The organism is Idiomarina sp. MD25a, from assembly GCF_001870515.1.
Lineage (GTDB): Bacteria > Pseudomonadota > Gammaproteobacteria > Enterobacterales > Alteromonadaceae > Idiomarina.
Genome location: NZ_MDGT01000005.1, coordinates 139,296 through 157,864 on the forward strand (window position 1 = coordinate 139,296; position 18,569 = coordinate 157,864).

Consider the following 18,569-nt stretch of genomic DNA (forward strand, 5'->3'; position numbering starts at 1 on the left):
TGTTAAAAAGATTGGAGTAAGCATGACCCGAGATGAATGGCGACGCAAGTTAAAAGCACGTCGAGCCGCTATTTCTGAACCGATGCAACGGCAAGCTAGCCAAGATGTTGCAGCTCGTGTTGCAGAGCGCGCACAACAATCATCGGGATACGCTGCCATTTTTTTAAGTTTTGCCAACGAACTCAATACGACGCCAGCTATCGAGGCATTATGGCAAGCCAACATGGCTACCGTGGTGCCTGTCTTACATCCATTTAGCCCTGGCCATTTACTATTTTTAAAGTTAACCCCCGATACGCGACTGACTAAAAACCGATATGGCATAAAAGAGCCACAACTGCGCGTCGACAACGTGGTTCCGCTTAGCAATATCGGCTGTATGTTCATGCCGTTGGTTGGGTTCGATTCGTATGGTAACCGTTTAGGCATGGGCGGTGGTTACTATGACCGCACACTCGCCGCTTGGCGCGCCGGTCAACTACCTCAACTGCAACCGATTGGTATCGCCTACGATGAGCAATATGTTGAACAATTACCAATACAAGCGTGGGATGTGGCGATACCTGAAGTGATCACGCCGACACGACATTGGTCCTTTAAACACGAACCTAAGTTTTCTTAGCGATGAGTCATCAAAATCGGTATACTGATGTGCCATCAAGTATCACAACAATCTGTATGGGAACCCCGCTATGTCCGCTTCCGATAAGTTAAAACAACAAGCCGCGCAAGCTGCCATTAAGTACGTCGAGAAAGGCGCTATCGTCGGCGTCGGTACTGGCTCTACTGTTAACTTCTTTATTGATGAATTAGCTAAGATCAAAGACGATATCGAAGGCGCTGTTTCAAGCTCAGACGCCTCAACCGAACGACTCAAACAACATGGTATTGAGGTTTTCGAACTGAACAGCGCCCCTGAGGTTCCTGTTTATATTGATGGCGCTGACGAAATTGACGAACACGGTCAAATGATTAAAGGGGGCGGTGCCGCGCTTACACGTGAGAAAATCGTCGCTGCGGTCGCCAAAAAGTTCGTCTGCATCGCTGATGAAAGCAAATTAGTCGGTCGACTGGGTACATTTCCGTTGCCCGTTGAGGTGATTCCCATGGCACGTTCCTATGTTGCACGTGAAATAGTCAAGCTCGGCGGCGATCCTGTTTGGCGTCAAGGCGTGACCACCGACAACGGTAACTGGATACTTGATGTGCACAACTTAGATATCCTTAATGCCGTTGAACTCGAAGAACAACTGAACAATGTAGTCGGTGTTGTCACCAACGGACTATTTGCAGCCCGTTCTGCCGATGTTGCCTTACTGGCAACCTCAGAGGGTGTTAAAGAGCTGACGTGGGGAAACTAAATGGCCGTTACATCACTCGCAAAAGATAAGATTAAAGTCCTATTACTCGAAGGAGTCCATGACAGCGCCATCGAGTTACTCAAGCAACAAGGCTATGACCAGCTAGAAATTCTCAAAGGCTCACTCAATGAAGATGAGCTGTGCGAGAAAATCAAAGACGTACACATGATTGGTATCCGCTCGCGTACTCAGTTAACTGAGAGAGTATTCGCTGCGGCAGACAAGCTTATCGCCGTTGGATGTTTTTGTATTGGAACCAATCAAGTCGACTTAAAAGCCGCACAAAAGCACGGTGTGGTCGTATTTAATGCACCGTTTTCAAATACGCGCAGCGTCGCTGAGTTGGTGCTAGCCGAAACCATTATGTTGTTGCGTGGCATTCCGCAAAAAAACGCACAAGCGCATAAAGGTGGCTGGCTGAAGTCGGCCAACCATGCGTACGAGGTGCGTGGAAAGGTGCTTGGTATCGTCGGTTATGGTCATATCGGTAGCCAACTGAGCGTATTAGCTGAGCAGCTCGGTATGCAGGTTATTTATTATGATGTCGAGACCAAGCTACCCATGGGTAACGCGCGCTCTATCAAACGCCTGGATGATCTACTCGCAAAAGCCGATGTGGTGACTTTGCACGTGCCAGAAACACCTTCAACCCGCTGGATGATAGGCTCTGCCCAGCTGGCTAAAATGAAACCAAATAGTTTGCTGATTAATGCTTCTCGCGGCACCGTCGTCGATATCGAAGCACTTGCTGAGGCGTTAACCAGCGGTCATTTAGCCGGAGCCGCTATCGACGTATTCCCAGTGGAGCCTCAAAGCAACCAAGATCTCTTTGAATCTCCGTTATGTGGTATCGAAAACTGCTTACTAACGCCGCATATTGGCGGCTCTACCGTTGAGGCACAAGAAAATATTGGTATCGAAGTCGCCGGTAAGCTGGTGCACTACTCTGATAACGGTTCAACACTGTCGGCGGTGAACTTTCCTGAAGTTTCTTTACCACAGCACGCAACCGCTCGCCGTTTACTGCATATCCACAAAAACCAACCCGGTATGATGAATGCGATCAACGGTATCTTAAGTGATTTTGAGATTAACGTAGCAGCCCAATACCTACAAACAGATGAAAACGTCGGTTATGTGGTGATGGACATCGATACCGATAATGGCACTGAACTGCTCGAAAAAATGAAAGCGATTCCGGGCACGATCCGTGCCCGGCAATTGTTCTAAGGGGCTTTATCGCCTTTGACTGTGCGCTCAATGCTCTCCGGAGAGACATGGCGCACATCTTTTCCTTTAACGAAAAAGATGATGTATTCGGCAATATTCTGGCAACGGTCGCCCATGCGTTCCAGTGAACGCGCGGACCACAATACGTTCATAATTTTAGGAATTGAACGCGAATCTTCCATCATATAAGTCATTAACTGACGTGTCAGTGCCTCATACTGACGGTCTGCCTGCTCATCTTGGCGGTGTACTTCATAGGCGGCATCAAGATCCATACGAGCAAATGCGTCGAGTACTTTACGTAGCATTGTCAAAATTTGATGACCTAAATTCTCTAAACTGACCAGTAACTGCTGTTGATCATTACTGAAGCTTTCTTTCGCCACTTTAGCAATGCGCTCTGCTTCATCACCAATACGTTCCAAATCAGCAATCGTCTTGATAATGGCAATAACTAAACGTAAGTCACTGGCAGCAGGTTGCCGTTTGGCAATAATGTGCACGCACTCTTCGTCAATTTGGACTTCGAGCTTATTGACCTTGTGGTCATTGCTCAGCACTTTTTCCGCTAACTCAACATCAGCGGTTTGAATCGCCGTAATGGCGTCGCTTAATTGTTGCTCGACCAAACCACCCATACTCAATACGCGGTTACGCACGGCTTCCAATTCCTCGTTAAACTTGTTGGAAATGTGCTTACCCATGTTTAATTTATCCATGCCTGTACTCCTTAACCGTACCGTCCAGTGATGTAATCTTCCGTACGTTTTTCCATGGGCGTGGTAAACAACGTGTCGGTGTTGGCATATTCAATGAGCTGACCCATATACAAGAATGCGGTCTGGTCAGACACACGTGCCGCCTGTTGCATGTTGTGCGTAACAATCACAACGGTATATTTTTGCTTCAAATCGGTGATGAGTTCTTCAATTGTCAATGTCGAAATCGGGTCCAACGCAGAGGTCGGTTCATCTAATAGTAAAATTTCCGGTTCAATCGCGATCGACCGGGCAATAACCAAGCGCTGCTGCTGACCACCCGATAAACTATAGGCACTCGCATTCAGTCGGTCTTTTACCTCATCCCATAGTGCCGCGCCTCTGAGCGAGCGCTCGACAGCTTCGTCCAACACACGGCGATCTTTAACGCCTTGCAAACGCAAACCATAGACCACGTTCTCATACACCGACTTAGGAAAAGGGTTTGGGCGCTGGAAAACCATACCAATACGGCGTCGTAACGCAGCGACATCCACGCCCTTGTCATAGATGTTTTTACCGTGCAGTAAAATATCGCCTTTAACTTTGCAGCTCTCAACCAGATCGTTCATGCGGTTGATGCAGCGCAGTAAGGTCGATTTACCACAGCCAGATGGACCAATGAATGCAGTGACACCGTGTTTAGGGACACTCATCGAGATATCGTGCAACGCACGATCTTCTCCATAGTATAGACTCAAATTCTTAATTTCGAGTGCGCGCTGTTCGTCTGTTAAATTCGCCAGATCCAATTTTTCGCTGGCGCTATTTGGACTAACCGAAATCATCAATGCTGCCCTTCTATTGGTAAGTGATTATTGCTCAAGTGCACGATATTTCTCGCGTAAGTGATTACGCACACCGATAGCCGTAAGGTTGAGTCCTACAATCACTGTAATCAGTAAAAACGATGTGGCATAAACCAATGGCCGTGAAGCCTCTACGTTTGGACTCTGAAAGCCGACATCGTAAATATGGAATCCTAAATGCATAAACTTGCGATCAAGGTGGAAGTAAGGAAAGTTACCATCAACCGGAAGCATTGGCGCAGATTTAACCACCCCAACCAACATTAAGGGCGCCACTTCACCTGCTGCCCGAGCCACCGCAAGAATAAGGCCGGTCATTATTGCCGGAGACGCCATAGGCACGATAATTCGCCAGATGGTTTCCCACTTAGTGGCGCCTAGCGCAAGCGACCCTTCACGCAAAGTACTTGGAATACGGGCAAGCCCTTCCTCTGTCGATACAATCACCACTGGCAACGTTAAGATCGCTAGGGTAATAGCAGACCACAACACACCAGGCGTACCAAAGGTTGGGTTGGGAAGAGCCTCTGGATAAAAAACTTGGTCAATGCTCCCCCCCACCATGTAGACGAAAAAGCCAAGTCCAAACACGCCATAAACGATTGAAGGTACACCCGCGAGGTTAATCACAGCAATCCGAATCAGCTTGGTCACCGGGTTTTTGCCAGCATATTCATGTAAGTAGATCGCCGCGACAACACCAAAAGGTGTGACAATCACCGACATCAACAACACCATGAAAACCGTGCCAAAGATGGCTGGAAAAACACCGCCTTCAGTATTCGCCTCACGGGGTGGTTCAGAGACAAACTTGCCAATCTGCTGGAAGAAGTGCCCGATCTTTGCAAGTAAATGCATATCGTTCGGGAAATTAACATCCAACACACGGTACAACGGGATAGCGACCTCTTCTCCTCGGAAGTCCTCGACAATAAGTGTGTCGCGCGAGGCTTTATCGCGTATCGCAAACAGCTGTTTTTCTAACTGTTGATAATCGGTCTGTAAGCGTTCCCGCTCCGCATCGAGTTCTGCCAGCGCCTGTTCAGTTAATTGACCTTCTAATTTTAAGCGGCGCTCCTCGAGGCCTAACTCACTCAGCTGGTAGTTAATACGACCGATTTCATCTTCTTGCAGATCCAGACCTTGCTCATGCAGTTCGACAGCGCGCTCAACACGTTCAAATAGGACATCGCGAAAATCACTCTCTTGGTGATTAGCAATTCGCTCACCCTGTTGTTCAATGGCGACGATACGACCATAAAAGTTGCCGTCTTTTGTACGTTCGATTATCGCCATATCGGTTGGTGTTTGATCGTCAATGATGGTTGGCTCAACGACCCAAGTAAAATCCAACGGCACGTATTCACGGTTACCGATTTTCATCAAGTAACGTGTAATTAATTCACCTTCGCTCGCATCGACCTCAACACCCGATTGACGAACGCGGTCAATAGGCACTTCCTCGCTATCGTAGACTTCGCCAATTAACGTACGTGTCTCGCCCGTTGTTGTTTCGATGGTCATTTGATGAATCGCTGTCGGCCAGAAAAATGATAATCCGCGCCAGCCAATCATTAACACTAAGCCTATGACCGCCACCAAGCTCACGCTTACCGCGCCAGCCGTCAACCAAATCCAAGGCTTTCCAGTTCTAAACCATTGCTTCATGAGTAACCTCTAACTGTCAGCCCTACATCGAACTGTATTTGTCGCGTAACCGCTGACGGACAAATTCGGCGATGGTGTTAAAGAAGAACGTGAAGATAAACAACACGAATGCAGCTAAGAACAAGATGCGGTAATGCGAGCTCCCCACTTCAGACTCTGGCATCTCCACCGCGATGTTTGCTGACAAGGTGCGCATACCCTCGAAAATATTCCAATCCATAATCGGTGTATTACCGGTCGCCATCAGTACAATCATAGTCTCGCCGACGGCGCGTCCTAGGCCCATCATCACTGCCGAGAAGATACCCGGACTAGCTGTCAGTAACACGACTTTTGTCAGGGTCTGCCAAGGTGTGGCACCGAGCGCTAACGAGCCATTGGAAAGATGCTTAGGCACACTGAATACCGCATCTTCAGCAATCGAGAAGATAGTCGGTATCACGGCAAACCCCATTGCAATGCCGACGACCAATGAATTCCTCTGATCGAAAGTGACGCCAAGCTCATTGGTCAAATAGCCACGCACATTACCATCAAATAAGAGCGCTTCCACCCACGGACTCATCGAGAACGATAACCAGCCGACGAATAACACCAGCGGTACGAGAATTAGCGACGCACGTCCCTCGCCTAACGTAGTGCGTATATGGGACGGCAGCAACTGCCAAAGTGCCGCGAAACCAATGATCGATAACGGCGTTAAGATAATCACCGCAAGCACACCGGGTAAGTAGGCTTCAATGATTGGTGCAAGCCACAGTCCCGCCAAGAAACCCAGGATAACCGTCGGTAGGGCTTCCATGATTTCCACGGTCGGTTTAACCACTTTGCGCACTGAGGGCGACATGAAGTAGGCGGTGTAAACCGCTGCCGCCAAGCCAATCGGCACGGCAAACAGCATCGCATAGAGTGCGGCTTTTATCGTACCAAATGAAATAGGTACCAGACTAAACTTAGGTTCAAAGTCATCTGAGCCCGATGTCGACTGCCAAGTGTATGAGGGTTCTGGATAACCTTCATACCAAACTTCTTGCCAAAGCCCGCTCCAAGTCACTTCAGGGTGCTCGTTATTCAGTTTAAACAACGTCAGCTCACTCCCTGCTTCGGCTAATAGGTGATTAGCACGTGGATCAATGGTGATCATCTGTGTGTCTAGGTTAGGCAGCGCTTCATGATACAGATCGGCTTCTGACGTGGTATGAAACACGTTGAGTTTGCCATCGTTAGTAACGGCATAAAACGTACGCCGATAGTCCTCGACCTCTAAGTCAACAATAGGCCCACCTGCATCAAATTGACGAATATATTTAAAGGTACGTCCTTCATCGCTAGGGACTTCGAACCATTGCGAGATAATGCCACTCTCATGAGTGACTAACACGGTCGCGGCACCCGGCATCAAGTGTAACGATTGCGCCTGGCCAAACTGCCGCCCATTTAGCGTGATTACTTGGCTTTCACTTACTGTACCCGACATACTGACGGCATATACCACAATGCGATTATTTATGAGTGCAAACACTTTGTTTAAATCGGGCGTAACCGCGATATCGCGTATAGCAGCGGTCAGTGTACGCTGCTCATATTTAGGTGTGAGTGATGTTTCACCCGTCAAAAAGTTTTGCTCTGCCGCAAACTTTGTAATTAGTAACGTATCAGCGCCAGTGACAGCGGCCATCAACATGCCCTCGCCATCTGTGGCATAGGCCAACTGTTCAAGTGTGCGCCCTTGCTGATCAACTTGCAGAGGTTGCTCGTCATTGAGTGTCTCAAAGCGCGGTACAATGAGTCGTTCGACTTGACGCGTGCCTTGAGTGCGAGCGGTCTCAGGAAAAGTCACTGTGAATTTGGGTTGCACGATAATGGCTTCACCATTATCCAAACCGTAGACAAACTGTTGGTTGACCGGTAAGGACCGCGCAAAACTGGTAATTTGACCTTGTGGCACCAACATACGTTGTTCGATGATGTCGCCAGTTTTGCGATCTGCAAACTTATTATCTTGTAACGCAAAAAACTCGCCCTGACCCGACGCGCCAAAGCGATAGCCAATTTCAGCTTGTTCTTCCATCCCAAGCGCTAGGGTTTGGTCATTGGCTTTGATGTCAAAGCTATGCATCGGCTTAACCGATGCCGATTCAAAAATGGGTTGTACAACATAAAGTAGATAGAAAAATATCAACAACAGCGCAACAAGCACCAGCACACCACCTGTCGTAACACCGACACGAGCGAGTCTGTCTTTTATTAAGCGCGCTTGGTTCGCTTTAAGCTGCTGTTCTGTCTGACTTTCCATACCTTTCCTATTAACGTGTTAAGCCAGCGCACAAGCGCTGGCTATTTACATTCTAACACTACGCTATTCTGCGTTATGTAAGCCCAGCTTCTTTAACTCGGCATCAACAACCGCACGTGGCAATGCAATATAGCCGTCTTTGTCGACAATATCCTGCCCTTGCTGCGACAGAATCATTTTCACGAATTCTGCTTCCGCTTTACTCAACGGTTGGTTTGGATGCTTGTTCACATAGACATATAGGAAACGCGCCAACGGATATTTACCCGCTAATGCATTTTCACGGGTTGCTGAGACAAACTCGTGACTGTCGCCACGGGCAATCGGTACCGCGCGAACACCCGAGGTCACGTAACCAATGCCTGAATAACCCACTGCATTCAGCGACGTTGAAACCGATTGTACAACAGAGGCAGAGCCAGGTTGCTCATTTACATTGGCCTTAAAGTCACCGTCACACAGCCCCGCTTCTTTAAAGTAACCATAAGTACCTGACACCGAATTACGACCGTACAATTGCAGATCTTTACTCGCCCAATCGCCTGTTAAGCCGAGTTGACCCCAGCGAGTGACAGGCTCTGAAAAGCCACATTTACGTGTCGAAGAAAAGATGCCATCCACTTCTGCAATCGACAGACCTTCAATCGGGTTATCTTTATGAACAAACACCGCGAGCGCATCAATAGCCACGCGAATCGGCGTAGGCTTATAACCATGCCGCTGTTCAAATGCTTCTATTTCTTTTGACTTCATCGCACGGCTCATCGGGCCGAAGCTCGCTGTGCCTTCGGTCAATGCGGGCGGTGCTGTCGAGGAGCCCGCAGCCTGAATTTGGATATTTACGCTAGGGTACATGCGTTTAAACTCTTCACCCCAGAATGTCATCATGTTGGCTAAGGTATCAGAGCCTACCGAAGATAGATTGCCGGACAAACCCGACACTTTCTCATATTTAGGTAAATCATCTGTCGCGTGCGCAGGACCTGCCAGAGCGATTACCGCACTGACGCCTAAGAGCTGTTTGACTGCCTTGTTGAACCTGTTCATGGTGTGTGTCCTTATGTGACCTTCACGAAACGAGTTGATCGTATTTTCAGCAGTTTATGAGATTTGTGTGACAGTTTAATGACAATTATGACAAAAAAAAGTCAGTTTAGTGACGTTTGCCTGTCACTCTGAGCCCCGCCGGTAACCTAAACCAAAAGCGCGAACCTCTACCTAGCGCGCTATTAACTTGTAGCTCGCAGTTATGATGTTGCAGCGCTTGCTTAACAATAGACAAACCTAAGCCCGTTCCGCCTCGCTCACTATTTCTATCTTTATCAACACGATAAAAACGTTCGGTCAAACGAGGTAAGTGCTCGGATCCAATCCCTGGACCGGTATCCTCAACACTAAACTCAACTTCGCTACCAACCATTTGCCACGTGACGCGAATATCACCACCTTCTTGATTATATCGAATCGCGTTGGTAATGAGGTTTTGCATAGCGCTTCGTAGCGCATCCTCTTTACCATAGACCTTAATTGGAGCAACCTCGAAGTGGACATTAATTGATTTGGCTTTAGCTAATTTTTCAGCTTCAGTTTGTAATTGCTGCAATAACACTGGCGCATCAACGACTCGGTCAAATACATCATGAGAAGGCGTCTCCATGCGAGACAATTCCAATAATTGATCGATTAGTAGACGCATGCGTTCACTTTGACGTTGCATCTCTCCGACCGCTTTCGTCATCATCGCCGGCGGTGTCATTGAGGGATCTTCGACCATTTCTAAGTAACCTTGCAGTACCGTCAATGGTGTTTTTAGTTCGTGGGAAACGTTGGCGACAAAGTCTTTACGTAAATTATCCAACTGTTTTATTTGCGTTACATCACGAGCCACCAGCAGGTACTGATCGTCACTGTAAGGCATGACGCGAATTTCGATATCAAGCGAATCGCGTGCTGGGGACGGTATCGTGAGTGCTTCCTCAAAGTTACCTTTACTCAGATAACTGAAAAACTCAGGGTGGCGAATTAGATTTGATAACCTCATGCCCGCATCATCTGGCCATTTAAGCCCAAAATAGAACTGTGCGAGTTGGTTACTCCACAATAGCGAACCATCGCGCCGGAACACGATCGCGGCATCTGGCAACGCTTCGGCCGCTTCACGGAAGCGGCGCAGTAACTGAGCTAGCGACCGACGTCGTTGTTGGCTGCGGCGTTGATTACGGTAAATGCCATCGTAAATGTAGGACCAGCTACCCGGAGCTGTCGGTGGCATCATATTACGGCTATTCCAAAGCCAATCGGTAAGCTTTTGTTGGTAGTAATAGTGCCAGATCAATAGGCCCGCCATGGATAGAGACATCGCCTGCCAAAATACATCGAAAATGGCGCCGATAATGGCAAAAGGCACTAAGTAAAGTGCTAATCCCTTAAGTGCACCAAAACTACTATATTCCCTATCCATAGACGTCTAGTTACCGGCTTGAGAAGCGGTAGCCGACGCCACGAACCGTTTGAATCAAACGATCGTAACCATGCTCATGTAACGCTTTACGCAAGCGACGAATGTGGACGTCAACCGTACGATCCTCCACATAGACGTTAGTGCCCCACACTTGGTCAAGCAGCTGCTCACGGCTATAAACACGCTCGGGATGCGTCATGAAAAAGTGTAACAACTTAAACTCTGTAGGCCCCATATCGATACTGCTCTCTTGAGTAGAAATGCGATGTGATACAGGATCGAGTTTTAGGCCTTCTATCTCTAGTGGCTCATCAAGCACAGTCGGCGCAACGCGACGAAAAACGGCGCGCATACGTGCCATGAGTTCTTTCGGAGAAAACGGCTTCGTGATGTAGTCATCGGCACCCACTTCGAGTCCGCGCACCTTATCTTCTTCTTCACCGCGTGCTGTTAGCATAATAATCGGAATATTGCGGGTGAAATCATCGCTTTTGATTTTCTTAGCGAGTTGAATGCCTGAGCCACCCGGTAACATCCAGTCCAAAAGAACCATGTCTGGATAAGGTTCTGCAATTTTGGCTAGACCACTGTCATAGTCTTTAGCTTCAACGGCTTGGTAGCCATGTTGCTCCATAACAAAACTCAGCATTTCGCGAATTGGTGCTTCATCTTCTACTATGAGAATTCTACGCGGCATTGATTGGTTTCCTGACTCGTTAAACTATGCGACATAGTATTAACAATTATTATGACAGTTTTATTAAACTAGGTCACTTTTGTGACATTGTCACGATTTCATTGCAGCCACTGAAGTAATTGATGTAGAAACGGCAGCGTCACAAACGCCAGTAAAATTCCATAGCCGACCATGGCGGCCGATAATATGGGTGCCAAACCGGCCATTATGGCAACGGCGCCCGCCGTAATCATGGGCGGCATTGCGGCTTCAAAAATAGTGACTTGCACCAGAGTGGATTCAATACCCGTGGTAGATGCCAATACCAACAAGGTCACCGCGGGCATCACCAGTAATTTAAGCAATAAGCCGACGGTGAGTGGCGTTTTACTGCCTTTCGGTAAACGGAATTTTAACTGAAACCCGACAGCGACCATGATGACAGGCACCAACGTGACCGCCAACGACTCGGTGAGTACCGAGAATACCTCAGGGTAAGCCATATCTTTGATAATTAGAGCGATTATCAGCGCAATGAACGGTGGAAACAGCACGATTTTCTTGATGATATCCATAATGCGCGGACGCTCTGCAGACTCACCGGCCGCAAGCGGACGATACAGCGCTATGATAATTGTTGAATAGATAGCTAGCCCAAAAAACGAGCCGAACTGGTCGTAGAGCAGTCCATATACAATCGCATCACTGCCATAGAAGGCTTCAATCATGGGAAAGCCAAAAAACGAAGTATTTCCAAGTGGTACGCAGATCAGCAGCGCCCCTGTTACCTCGCGCGACCAATTAAACCAACGACTTAGCAGCAATACCATAACGGCACTCATTGCCAGTAGTAGCCACGGGGTAATAATTGGAATAATTAGATCGGAAGAAAAGTGTAAATCAGGGATCTTGGTAAAAATAACACCCGGTAAAGCAGCGTAAATGACGTACAAATTGAGCACTTGCGCAGTGTTATCAGGGAACTTCCCAGCGCGTTTAATCACTACGCCAATCAGCAAATAGATGGCAAGTACAATAAGATTCGTCATGACGTCACTCGATTATCTGGCTCAATAGATAGAGCAGCCAAAGGGTGGCTGCTCATCGCCTATCTATCTTACCAAGAAAAATCGTGACGTATACCGATAGAAAGGTAGTCTTCTGTTAACTGCTGCTGGATATCGCGGTTACGCGCAGTGTAAAAAGCAAACAAACGCGTGTTGTCGCCGAGATAATAGTCACTTCCGACAGAGATCGAGTGATCTCGGTCGTCATCTTTAATAACTTGATACTGAATCTTAGGCACCCACGCGCCATAGCGTTTGGCGGCACTGACCAAAACGCCCTGAGCACTGATTATGCCGTCAACTGACTGATAATCCTGCGCAGCAAAACCGAGCTTAATATCATTAACTTTAGTAGCGAAAGAGAATTGCACGATGTCGAAGCCATCGACCTCATTATCAAATGCGAGCGCGGCATAGATATCGCTGCTTTTGAGCTTCTCATCACCGTAGATCAGACCAAAAGATTGACCATTATCTACGCCTTCATCGTCCGAAAACACATAGGTAAAGCCCAGTTTGAAGCCTTTATAAGCGGGCGAGTAATAAGTCAGACTATTATCAGCGCGAACTTCACCTTCGAATAGATACTTAAGGTCTGCAGTATAGTCTTTGAACTGGTCAATAGCGCCTTGAGAGTCTTTCAGAAAGGTATCGTAACGACCTAGCATGAAAGTACCAAAGTCGCCGCGTAAACCGACGATTTGGTTACGGTCACTAATAGAGTCATCTTCATCAAAACCTGCGAGGTCAACACCCCACTCAAATTGATAAAAAACTTCAAGATTATTATCGAGCGACTGATAGCCCTTTAAGCCAAAACGCGATGAGTAGCTTTTGACTTCCGTATCATCTTGGTCCGCAATATCGCTGTATAACAAGCCGACGTTGGCTCGACCATAAACGGTTAGCGCATCACTATTATCTTCAGCATATGCGCTTACCGCGCTGCACACCAGTGCAGCATACATAAAATATCGAAGCATAAAATCCACACGATTGTTTCAGTCATTCACGTAGTTTACGGTTTTTGCCGTGAACTACGCGTGAAAATGAACGTTTAGTTAAAACATCATGTAGATTTTATTACAGTTTTCTTACTTTATGTACCTTTTATTGCAGAAGCATGACTAATTCATTGCGGTTTCGTTAACGCGCTGTTGGTAATCGACCTGACTCTTTGCGTACCGCTGCCACTGCTGCGCTGCCGCTTTACTCTCTGGGAACTCAATGGCTTTAGCAAACGAGTCAACAGCCTCTTCATAGTTACGCTGATTAACTGCCGCCATTCCTTGTAACAGCCACAAATTACCCTCATTACGCACTTTACCCTTATCGAGTGCCTGTTGGGCAAGAGCCGTAGCACGTTCATTTTTATCTAAATTAAGAGCAACGTGCGCTGCTTGAGCTAACATCTCACCATCTTCGCTGACTTCGTCAGCCCATAAATAAGCATCCAGCGCTTGCTGATATTCCCGCGCCTGCATCAAGCTTTGTGCATAAAACTTACGATTAGCTAAGTTTGCCTCAATTTTTTCAGCGTCAAAGCCGTCTCGCATAATTTTTGCAGCTTTGTAAGGCAATTGATTGATGTAGTAAACCTGAGCGAGGTTACGCAGCTCTCCTGGACTATCAATAAATCCCTGTTGATTAGCCGCCTCAAGCACTGCTAATTGCTTTTTACTCTGGTCAAGCTGTCCATAAATACCAGCCAACTGCAGCCAATATTCGGGTTTGCTATAAAGTTTTACTAAACGCTCAAGTACAGCCGCCACTTGCTCAGTTTGCTTGAGCTCATAGTGGATCGCGCGAGCGAGTATTAACCAGTTCTCTTGTGGCGCTTTGTCTTCTTGATCAGCCGCAGTAATTGCTTTCTGAATAAATGGCAATGCTTCAGCAAACTGTTCAGCTTGGTATAATGCTTGAGATTTAAGTACCCACGCTTTACTCAACTCGTCCGCCTTAGCGATCTTTTCCCAACGGTCCAAGTACCCGAGTGTCTCCTCGAAATCGCCTTGGGTCAGACTTAACTGTGCCAGACTAAACAATGTGTTCTTTTTTAAAGAGGCAGGAATCGGCGACTCCTCAACCACCTTGGCAAAGTAATCGATGGCTTTATCCACTTGCTCGTTGTCATAATAGGTGTAGCCGTAGAAGTTCCAGAGCATCGCACGTTCATAGCTATTCATGCTATCTGCGCGATCCTCGACCGACTTCAACGCAGCCAAACCGGCTTGCACACCATTATCTTCTGCTTCTTTTTGTGCACGAGCTAACTGGCTATATACTTTCTCACGCAATGCCGGTACGCGTTCCGTTGTCTGAGCCAGCACAGGCTGAACGAGCGTAGTACCTACAACCCAAGCAATTACGCCACTTAATAAAAGATGTTTCATTGCTCACCTCACCTTAATTCATTTCGAAGGTCATGCGGTTGCGCACCCCTTCTACTTCTACCGGCTCACCGTCGATAACACGTGGCTTATACTTAAACTTCAATACCGCTTCCATGGCTGAGTCTTCAAATATCCCTTGTGGCTCTGCTTCAACAACCACGGGATTTTTCACCGAACCCTGTTTGGTCACAGTAAACTCGACCACTACATAGCCCTCAATGCCACGTTGAAGCGCACGACGAGGATAAGTTGCCTGAACTTTAACGATAGGCAAATACTCACCATCGCTCGCTTGTAAAGATGCGCCATTACCAATATCCGCACTGGCACTGACATCGGCGCTAAAGTCATAAGACCCCGAGCTATCAGTATCAACATCTGAACTCATATCCGGTTGTGGTAAGTCTTCTGGTGGCTGTTCAGGTTCCGGCGGACGTTCTGGCTTGCGCTCTTTTTCCTGAACCTGTTCGGGTTCAGGCGTGCGCACAAAGTCCAAAACACTGCCCTTTACCGGCTCCGACATCGCGCCCTCACCTGAGCTAATTAATGACTGCATTAAATAGAACAGCCCAATGGTGACTGCGGCGGCAACTAATAGCGCGGCAATATATCTCATAATTACTGCTCATCCGTTGCTACTGAAACATCAAACACACCGGCAGCACGTGCCGCATCCATGACTTCAATCAGGGTTTTAGTATTTGACTCTTCATCGGCCTGAATAACGACTGATCCTTGCGGATTCTCGGCATAAAGACGTTCGATATTCGCTTGAACCGCGCGTAAATCAATCTGGCGCTTATTAATCCAAACTTCATTCGAGTCACTGATTGCGACCAAAATGTTGGCGCGATTCTTTTGCACAGCAGTGGCTGCGTCTGGACGGTTAACATCAATGCCCGACTCTTTCACGAATGAGGCTGTCACGATGAAGAAGATCAACATGATAAAAACTACGTCGAGCATCGGCGTCATGTCGATAGCGCTCTCTTCTTCTTCAACTAAGTTGGCAAAATGCTGTTTCATATCAGTGACGCTCCAATAAAATTCGATCTTCTAGTTTCATTCGCTCGCGGCGTGTCGTCCGTTGCAACCAAGTTGCGGCGAATACTCCAGATAGTGCTCCGACCATACCGGCCATCGTTGGGATTGTGGCTTTAGAAACACCCGATGCCATCGAACGAGCACTTCCAGTTCCTGTGATAGCCATCACGTCAAACACTTCGATCATGCCGGTGACGGTACCCATTAATCCAAGCAAAGGGCATAAAGCGACTAACGCCTTTATTACTGGCAGGTTGCCGCCGAGACCCAGCGCAACACGAGAAATCATCGCCTGACGAATTTGTTCAGCATTCCACGATGATTTATCTTCGCGCTCTTTCCAGCGTTTGCGCGCATCTTTGACCGCTTTGCGATGGCCGTTGAAAAAATAGAAAATTCGCTCGAGTATCATCAGCCACATGCTAAAGATTAGGGTTCCGATGACCAGCAGGACATGCCCGCCGGCCTCGATGAAATCTCTAATCGCATTGCTGAATTCAATCAGAAATAACACGACTATTCTCCTCGCTCAGAGCGTTCAGCAATAATGCCTGATGCTTGCTCCTGCAAAATATGGATCATGTTTTTACTGCGTGTATGTAACATTGCGAATAGCAACGTCATCGGAATCGCGACAACAAGGCCTAGCACTGTGGTAACCAATGCTTGCGAAATACCACCCGCCATCATTTTCGGGTCACCGGTACCAAACAAGGTAATTGCTTGGAAGGTATTAATCATACCGGTTACCGTACCCAACAGACCCATCAACGGCGCGACAACCGAAATGATCTTGATAAACGTGAGGTTGCGAGTAATCTTCGGTACTTCGCGTAAGATACCTTCACTGAGTTTGAGTTCGAGTGTTTCAGTATCCGCATCGGGGAACTTGTCTTTAATCAGCATAACGCGACCCAGAGGGTTGTCTTCTTTCGGTTGCGGCGCTTTAAGCTGACGTTTAACTTTGTTGCCAATGAGCATAAGTGATACGAACCGCTCAAGTGCAATCAACAAACCGATTAAGCCGAGTCCGAGAATGATGTAGCCAACAGTTCCGCCTTGGTCCACACGCTCTTTTAAACTTGGCGCCTGTACCAATAACCCAAGAATCGAGCCGCCCGTCGGATCCAAACCAAAGGCGACCACGCCATTTGAAGCGTCTTGCAACTCTTCAGCACTCTCAGTGAAACGTCCTGCTGGCTGACGGACTAATTCAGCGATGTTTCCGGTGGTTGCGTTATATTCGAGGTACGCGCCATCTGAAACAAGGTTGAATGCTCCTACACGCAAGACGTCTTCGACATCTTTCTCACCATCAGCTTCAGTAACAGGCGCTGAGAATTCCGCAATTTTGCCTGACTCGGTCATTTCTTTTTGTAGCGCCAGCCAAACTTTCTCGATATCTTCGATAGACGCCAGTTTAGACGAGTTACTGATTTGCTCAGATAGCTGTTTTAGCTCATCAGAACGACCGGGATACTGAGCTGAAATAACAGAGTTTTGGAAGCTACCCGCAGCATCATTGGTCACTTGCTGTAATACGCCAAAGAGTTCTTTTAATGAGCCCATGCTTTGCGTCAAGGTATCTTGCAAGTTACCTAATTTAGTCTCATTGCTTTCAAAGCGTGTCTCTAAGTCTGACGCTTGTTGCTCTAGCGCTTGACGCTGTGCGATGGCATCACGCAACATTTGCTTTTGCTCTTGCTCCTGCTGGCGGAAACGCTCTAAGCGAGCTTTGTTTTCTTCCGACTGTGCGTATTTACCTTGCTGAAGCTGCTCAAGCAACTGATCAAGGTTGATAGGATCTTGCGGCTTAGGTGCCGCTTGCGCGCCAGCTACCAAACCTAATGTTAGTGCTGCGCTGATTAATAGTTTCATTGGTTTCATCGACATCTTGGGACTCCTTAATCGGCAGCGTTAGTTGACGCAGTTTTATTCACGACGAGCGGTAGCATCAACATGTCTGGAGCGACCTGCTTACGTGCGATACGTATGGCAGTTTCAACAGCTGGGCGATGAGCCTGGTCAAGTTCCATCCACTGTTTGCTGTCGTTATCCCAAATACCGAGGTGTTGACCGTCACGTGATTTGTAGATCAACGCGACGCGACCTACACGTAAAAAAGTAACGTCTTGCACATCGCCATCAACTGAGTGCTCAGCAGTATACGCTTCGATGTTACGGCCATAATCAGTTTCGACTTGATAAGCTTCCATAACGCGACGGAATTTCTCAGATACATCGACGTTGGCTTTACCCATCAGTTCGCGCAGTTTCGCAATACGCTCGTCACGTTCTTGTTCTAGAAACGGCACATCGAGTTCGATAAAGTTATCGAGTGCATCAACCATACGAATCATCAACGGTGTGATTTGGCGTTCAACGTAGCTCACTTGGTCAATCGATTGATTCAAGTCAGTCATCTCAACCTGTTGGTCGTTGATCTGGTTTTGAAGTTGGTTGGTGTAAACTTGCAGACCTTCAATTTCTTTCATGATCTGCTTGTACTGCTGCATGCGCTCTTGCATGGAGTCAGAGATTTTGTCTACAGTGAGCTGAGCCTCGCGTGCAGACTCATTGATATCGGAGGCGTTCTCAACGACTGGCTCTAAGGTTTTATCCTGTGCCAATGCCGATGTTGATAGAACGCAAGCCATCGCAATGGCTGTACTTGTCGCTAGCAACTTCATATGTGACCCTTTACTTAGGTTGGTGAATTTTTAAACACCCAGATGAAAGATGCGACAACTTTAGTGATTTTTCGTGACAGCTTAATGACGTAAATATGTCAACTTTGTGACAACGA

At 47.5% G+C, this 18,569-nt stretch carries 18 protein-coding genes; 3 read left to right on the forward strand and 15 right to left on the reverse strand.

What is annotated here, in order from left to right; genetic code table 11:
* The first annotated feature begins 22 nt into the window (after positions 1 to 22).
* The 3 genes from BFR57_RS11510 to serA all read left to right on the forward strand — a co-directional run bounded on the left by BFR57_RS11510 (position 23) and on the right by serA (position 2,591).
* Complete coding sequence (locus tag BFR57_RS11510) at positions 23 to 622, forward strand: 5-formyltetrahydrofolate cyclo-ligase (RefSeq protein WP_071464129.1); 600 nt, start codon at positions 23 to 25, stop codon at positions 620 to 622.
* Positions 623 to 692: 70 nt separating this feature from the next.
* On the forward strand, positions 693 to 1,361 hold the full coding sequence (rpiA, locus tag BFR57_RS11515; protein WP_071464130.1) for a ribose-5-phosphate isomerase RpiA: 669 nt from the start codon (positions 693 to 695) through the stop codon (positions 1,359 to 1,361).
* Positions 1,362 to 2,591, forward strand: a complete 1,230-nt coding sequence (gene serA, locus BFR57_RS11520) for a phosphoglycerate dehydrogenase (protein ID WP_071464131.1) — start codon at positions 1,362 to 1,364, stop codon at positions 2,589 to 2,591.
* Here the strand turns inward: serA and phoU are convergent.
* From phoU to BFR57_RS11595, 15 genes are all read right to left on the reverse strand, one after another.
* Positions 2,588 to 3,310, reverse strand: coding sequence for a phosphate signaling complex protein PhoU (gene phoU / locus BFR57_RS11525; protein WP_071464132.1), 723 nt, complete (start codon positions 3,308 to 3,310; stop codon positions 2,588 to 2,590). The two genes, serA and phoU, sit on opposite strands and share 4 nt — an antisense overlap.
* Before the next feature lie 11 nt (positions 3,311 to 3,321).
* Positions 3,322 to 4,137 (reverse strand): phosphate ABC transporter ATP-binding protein PstB, encoded by an 816-nt coding sequence (pstB, locus tag BFR57_RS11530; RefSeq protein ID WP_071464133.1) that lies wholly within the window; start codon positions 4,135 to 4,137, stop codon positions 3,322 to 3,324.
* 27 nt (positions 4,138 to 4,164) lie between these two features.
* Complete coding sequence (gene pstA, locus BFR57_RS11535; RefSeq protein ID WP_071464134.1) at positions 4,165 to 5,826, reverse strand: phosphate ABC transporter permease PstA; 1,662 nt, start codon at positions 5,824 to 5,826, stop codon at positions 4,165 to 4,167.
* Positions 5,827 to 5,848: 22 nt separating this feature from the next.
* Positions 5,849 to 8,122, reverse strand: coding sequence for an ABC transporter permease subunit (locus tag BFR57_RS11540; protein ID WP_071464135.1), 2,274 nt, complete (start codon positions 8,120 to 8,122; stop codon positions 5,849 to 5,851).
* A 63-nt stretch (positions 8,123 to 8,185) separates the two neighbouring features.
* Positions 8,186 to 9,169, reverse strand: coding sequence for a phosphate ABC transporter substrate-binding protein PstS family protein (locus BFR57_RS11545; protein ID WP_071464136.1), 984 nt, complete (start codon positions 9,167 to 9,169; stop codon positions 8,186 to 8,188).
* 106 nt (positions 9,170 to 9,275) lie between these two features.
* On the reverse strand, positions 9,276 to 10,583 hold the full coding sequence (phoR, locus tag BFR57_RS11550) for a phosphate regulon sensor histidine kinase PhoR (protein ID WP_071464137.1): 1,308 nt from the start codon (positions 10,581 to 10,583) through the stop codon (positions 9,276 to 9,278).
* A 10-nt stretch (positions 10,584 to 10,593) separates the two neighbouring features.
* A complete protein-coding gene (gene phoB / locus BFR57_RS11555; protein WP_071464138.1) occupies positions 10,594 to 11,280 on the reverse strand; it encodes a phosphate regulon transcriptional regulator PhoB in 687 nt (228 codons plus the stop codon).
* A 98-nt stretch (positions 11,281 to 11,378) separates the two neighbouring features.
* Positions 11,379 to 12,308: an AEC family transporter gene (locus BFR57_RS11560; protein WP_071464139.1), complete on the reverse strand. Its 930-nt coding sequence runs from the start codon at positions 12,306 to 12,308 to the stop codon at positions 11,379 to 11,381.
* A 68-nt stretch (positions 12,309 to 12,376) separates the two neighbouring features.
* Positions 12,377 to 13,309 carry a porin gene (locus tag BFR57_RS11565; RefSeq protein WP_071464140.1) on the reverse strand — a complete coding sequence of 311 codons (933 nt, stop codon included), beginning with the start codon at positions 13,307 to 13,309 and terminating at the stop codon, positions 12,377 to 12,379.
* A 144-nt stretch (positions 13,310 to 13,453) separates the two neighbouring features.
* The gene (locus tag BFR57_RS11570) at positions 13,454 to 14,719 is read right to left on the reverse strand and encodes a tetratricopeptide repeat protein (RefSeq protein ID WP_071464141.1); all 1,266 of its coding nucleotides are present in this window, start codon (positions 14,717 to 14,719) and stop codon (positions 13,454 to 13,456) included.
* Positions 14,720 to 14,732: 13 nt separating this feature from the next.
* A complete protein-coding gene (locus BFR57_RS11575) occupies positions 14,733 to 15,335 on the reverse strand; it encodes an energy transducer TonB (RefSeq protein WP_006956344.1) in 603 nt (200 codons plus the stop codon).
* A gap of 2 nt (positions 15,336 to 15,337) precedes the next feature.
* Positions 15,338 to 15,745, reverse strand: coding sequence for a biopolymer transporter ExbD (locus BFR57_RS11580; protein ID WP_006956345.1), 408 nt, complete (start codon positions 15,743 to 15,745; stop codon positions 15,338 to 15,340).
* Position 15,746: 1 nt separating this feature from the next.
* Positions 15,747 to 16,277, reverse strand: coding sequence for a MotA/TolQ/ExbB proton channel family protein (locus BFR57_RS11585; protein WP_071464143.1), 531 nt, complete (start codon positions 16,275 to 16,277; stop codon positions 15,747 to 15,749).
* A 2-nt stretch (positions 16,278 to 16,279) separates the two neighbouring features.
* Complete coding sequence (locus BFR57_RS11590; protein WP_071464144.1) at positions 16,280 to 17,656, reverse strand: MotA/TolQ/ExbB proton channel family protein; 1,377 nt, start codon at positions 17,654 to 17,656, stop codon at positions 16,280 to 16,282.
* 11 nt (positions 17,657 to 17,667) lie between these two features.
* Complete coding sequence (locus tag BFR57_RS11595) at positions 17,668 to 18,453, reverse strand: DUF3450 domain-containing protein (RefSeq protein WP_071464145.1); 786 nt, start codon at positions 18,451 to 18,453, stop codon at positions 17,668 to 17,670.
* Between the last annotated feature and the right edge of the window lie 116 nt (positions 18,454 to 18,569).

Bases quoted from the DNA above. Each gene is read 5' to 3' on its own strand.
- phoB (WP_071464138.1), bottom strand. From the start codon at position 11,280: ATGCCGCGTAGAATTCTCATAGTAGAAGATGAAGCACCAATTCGCGAA.
- BFR57_RS11590 (WP_071464144.1), bottom strand. From the start codon at position 17,656: ATGTCGATGAAACCAATGAAACTATTAATCAGCGCAGCACTAACATTA.
- pstA (WP_071464134.1), bottom strand. From the start codon at position 5,826: ATGAAGCAATGGTTTAGAACTGGAAAGCCTTGGATTTGGTTGACGGCT.
- BFR57_RS11575 (WP_006956344.1), bottom strand. From the start codon at position 15,335: ATGAGATATATTGCCGCGCTATTAGTTGCCGCCGCAGTCACCATTGGG.
- rpiA (WP_071464130.1), top strand. From the start codon at position 693: ATGTCCGCTTCCGATAAGTTAAAACAACAAGCCGCGCAAGCTGCCATT.
- BFR57_RS11570 (WP_071464141.1), bottom strand. From the start codon at position 14,719: ATGAAACATCTTTTATTAAGTGGCGTAATTGCTTGGGTTGTAGGTACT.
- BFR57_RS11595 (WP_071464145.1), bottom strand. From the start codon at position 18,453: ATGAAGTTGCTAGCGACAAGTACAGCCATTGCGATGGCTTGCGTTCTA.
- pstB (WP_071464133.1), bottom strand. From the start codon at position 4,137: ATGATTTCGGTTAGTCCAAATAGCGCCAGCGAAAAATTGGATCTGGCG.
- serA (WP_071464131.1), top strand. From the start codon at position 1,362: ATGGCCGTTACATCACTCGCAAAAGATAAGATTAAAGTCCTATTACTC.
- BFR57_RS11545 (WP_071464136.1), bottom strand. From the start codon at position 9,169: ATGAACAGGTTCAACAAGGCAGTCAAACAGCTCTTAGGCGTCAGTGCG.
- phoU (WP_071464132.1), bottom strand. From the start codon at position 3,310: ATGGATAAATTAAACATGGGTAAGCACATTTCCAACAAGTTTAACGAG.
- BFR57_RS11540 (WP_071464135.1), bottom strand. From the start codon at position 8,122: ATGGAAAGTCAGACAGAACAGCAGCTTAAAGCGAACCAAGCGCGCTTA.
- phoR (WP_071464137.1), bottom strand. From the start codon at position 10,583: ATGGATAGGGAATATAGTAGTTTTGGTGCACTTAAGGGATTAGCACTT.
- BFR57_RS11580 (WP_006956345.1), bottom strand. From the start codon at position 15,745: ATGAAACAGCATTTTGCCAACTTAGTTGAAGAAGAAGAGAGCGCTATC.
- BFR57_RS11560 (WP_071464139.1), bottom strand. From the start codon at position 12,308: ATGACGAATCTTATTGTACTTGCCATCTATTTGCTGATTGGCGTAGTG.
- BFR57_RS11510 (WP_071464129.1), top strand. From the start codon at position 23: ATGACCCGAGATGAATGGCGACGCAAGTTAAAAGCACGTCGAGCCGCT.
- BFR57_RS11565 (WP_071464140.1), bottom strand. From the start codon at position 13,309: ATGCTTCGATATTTTATGTATGCTGCACTGGTGTGCAGCGCGGTAAGC.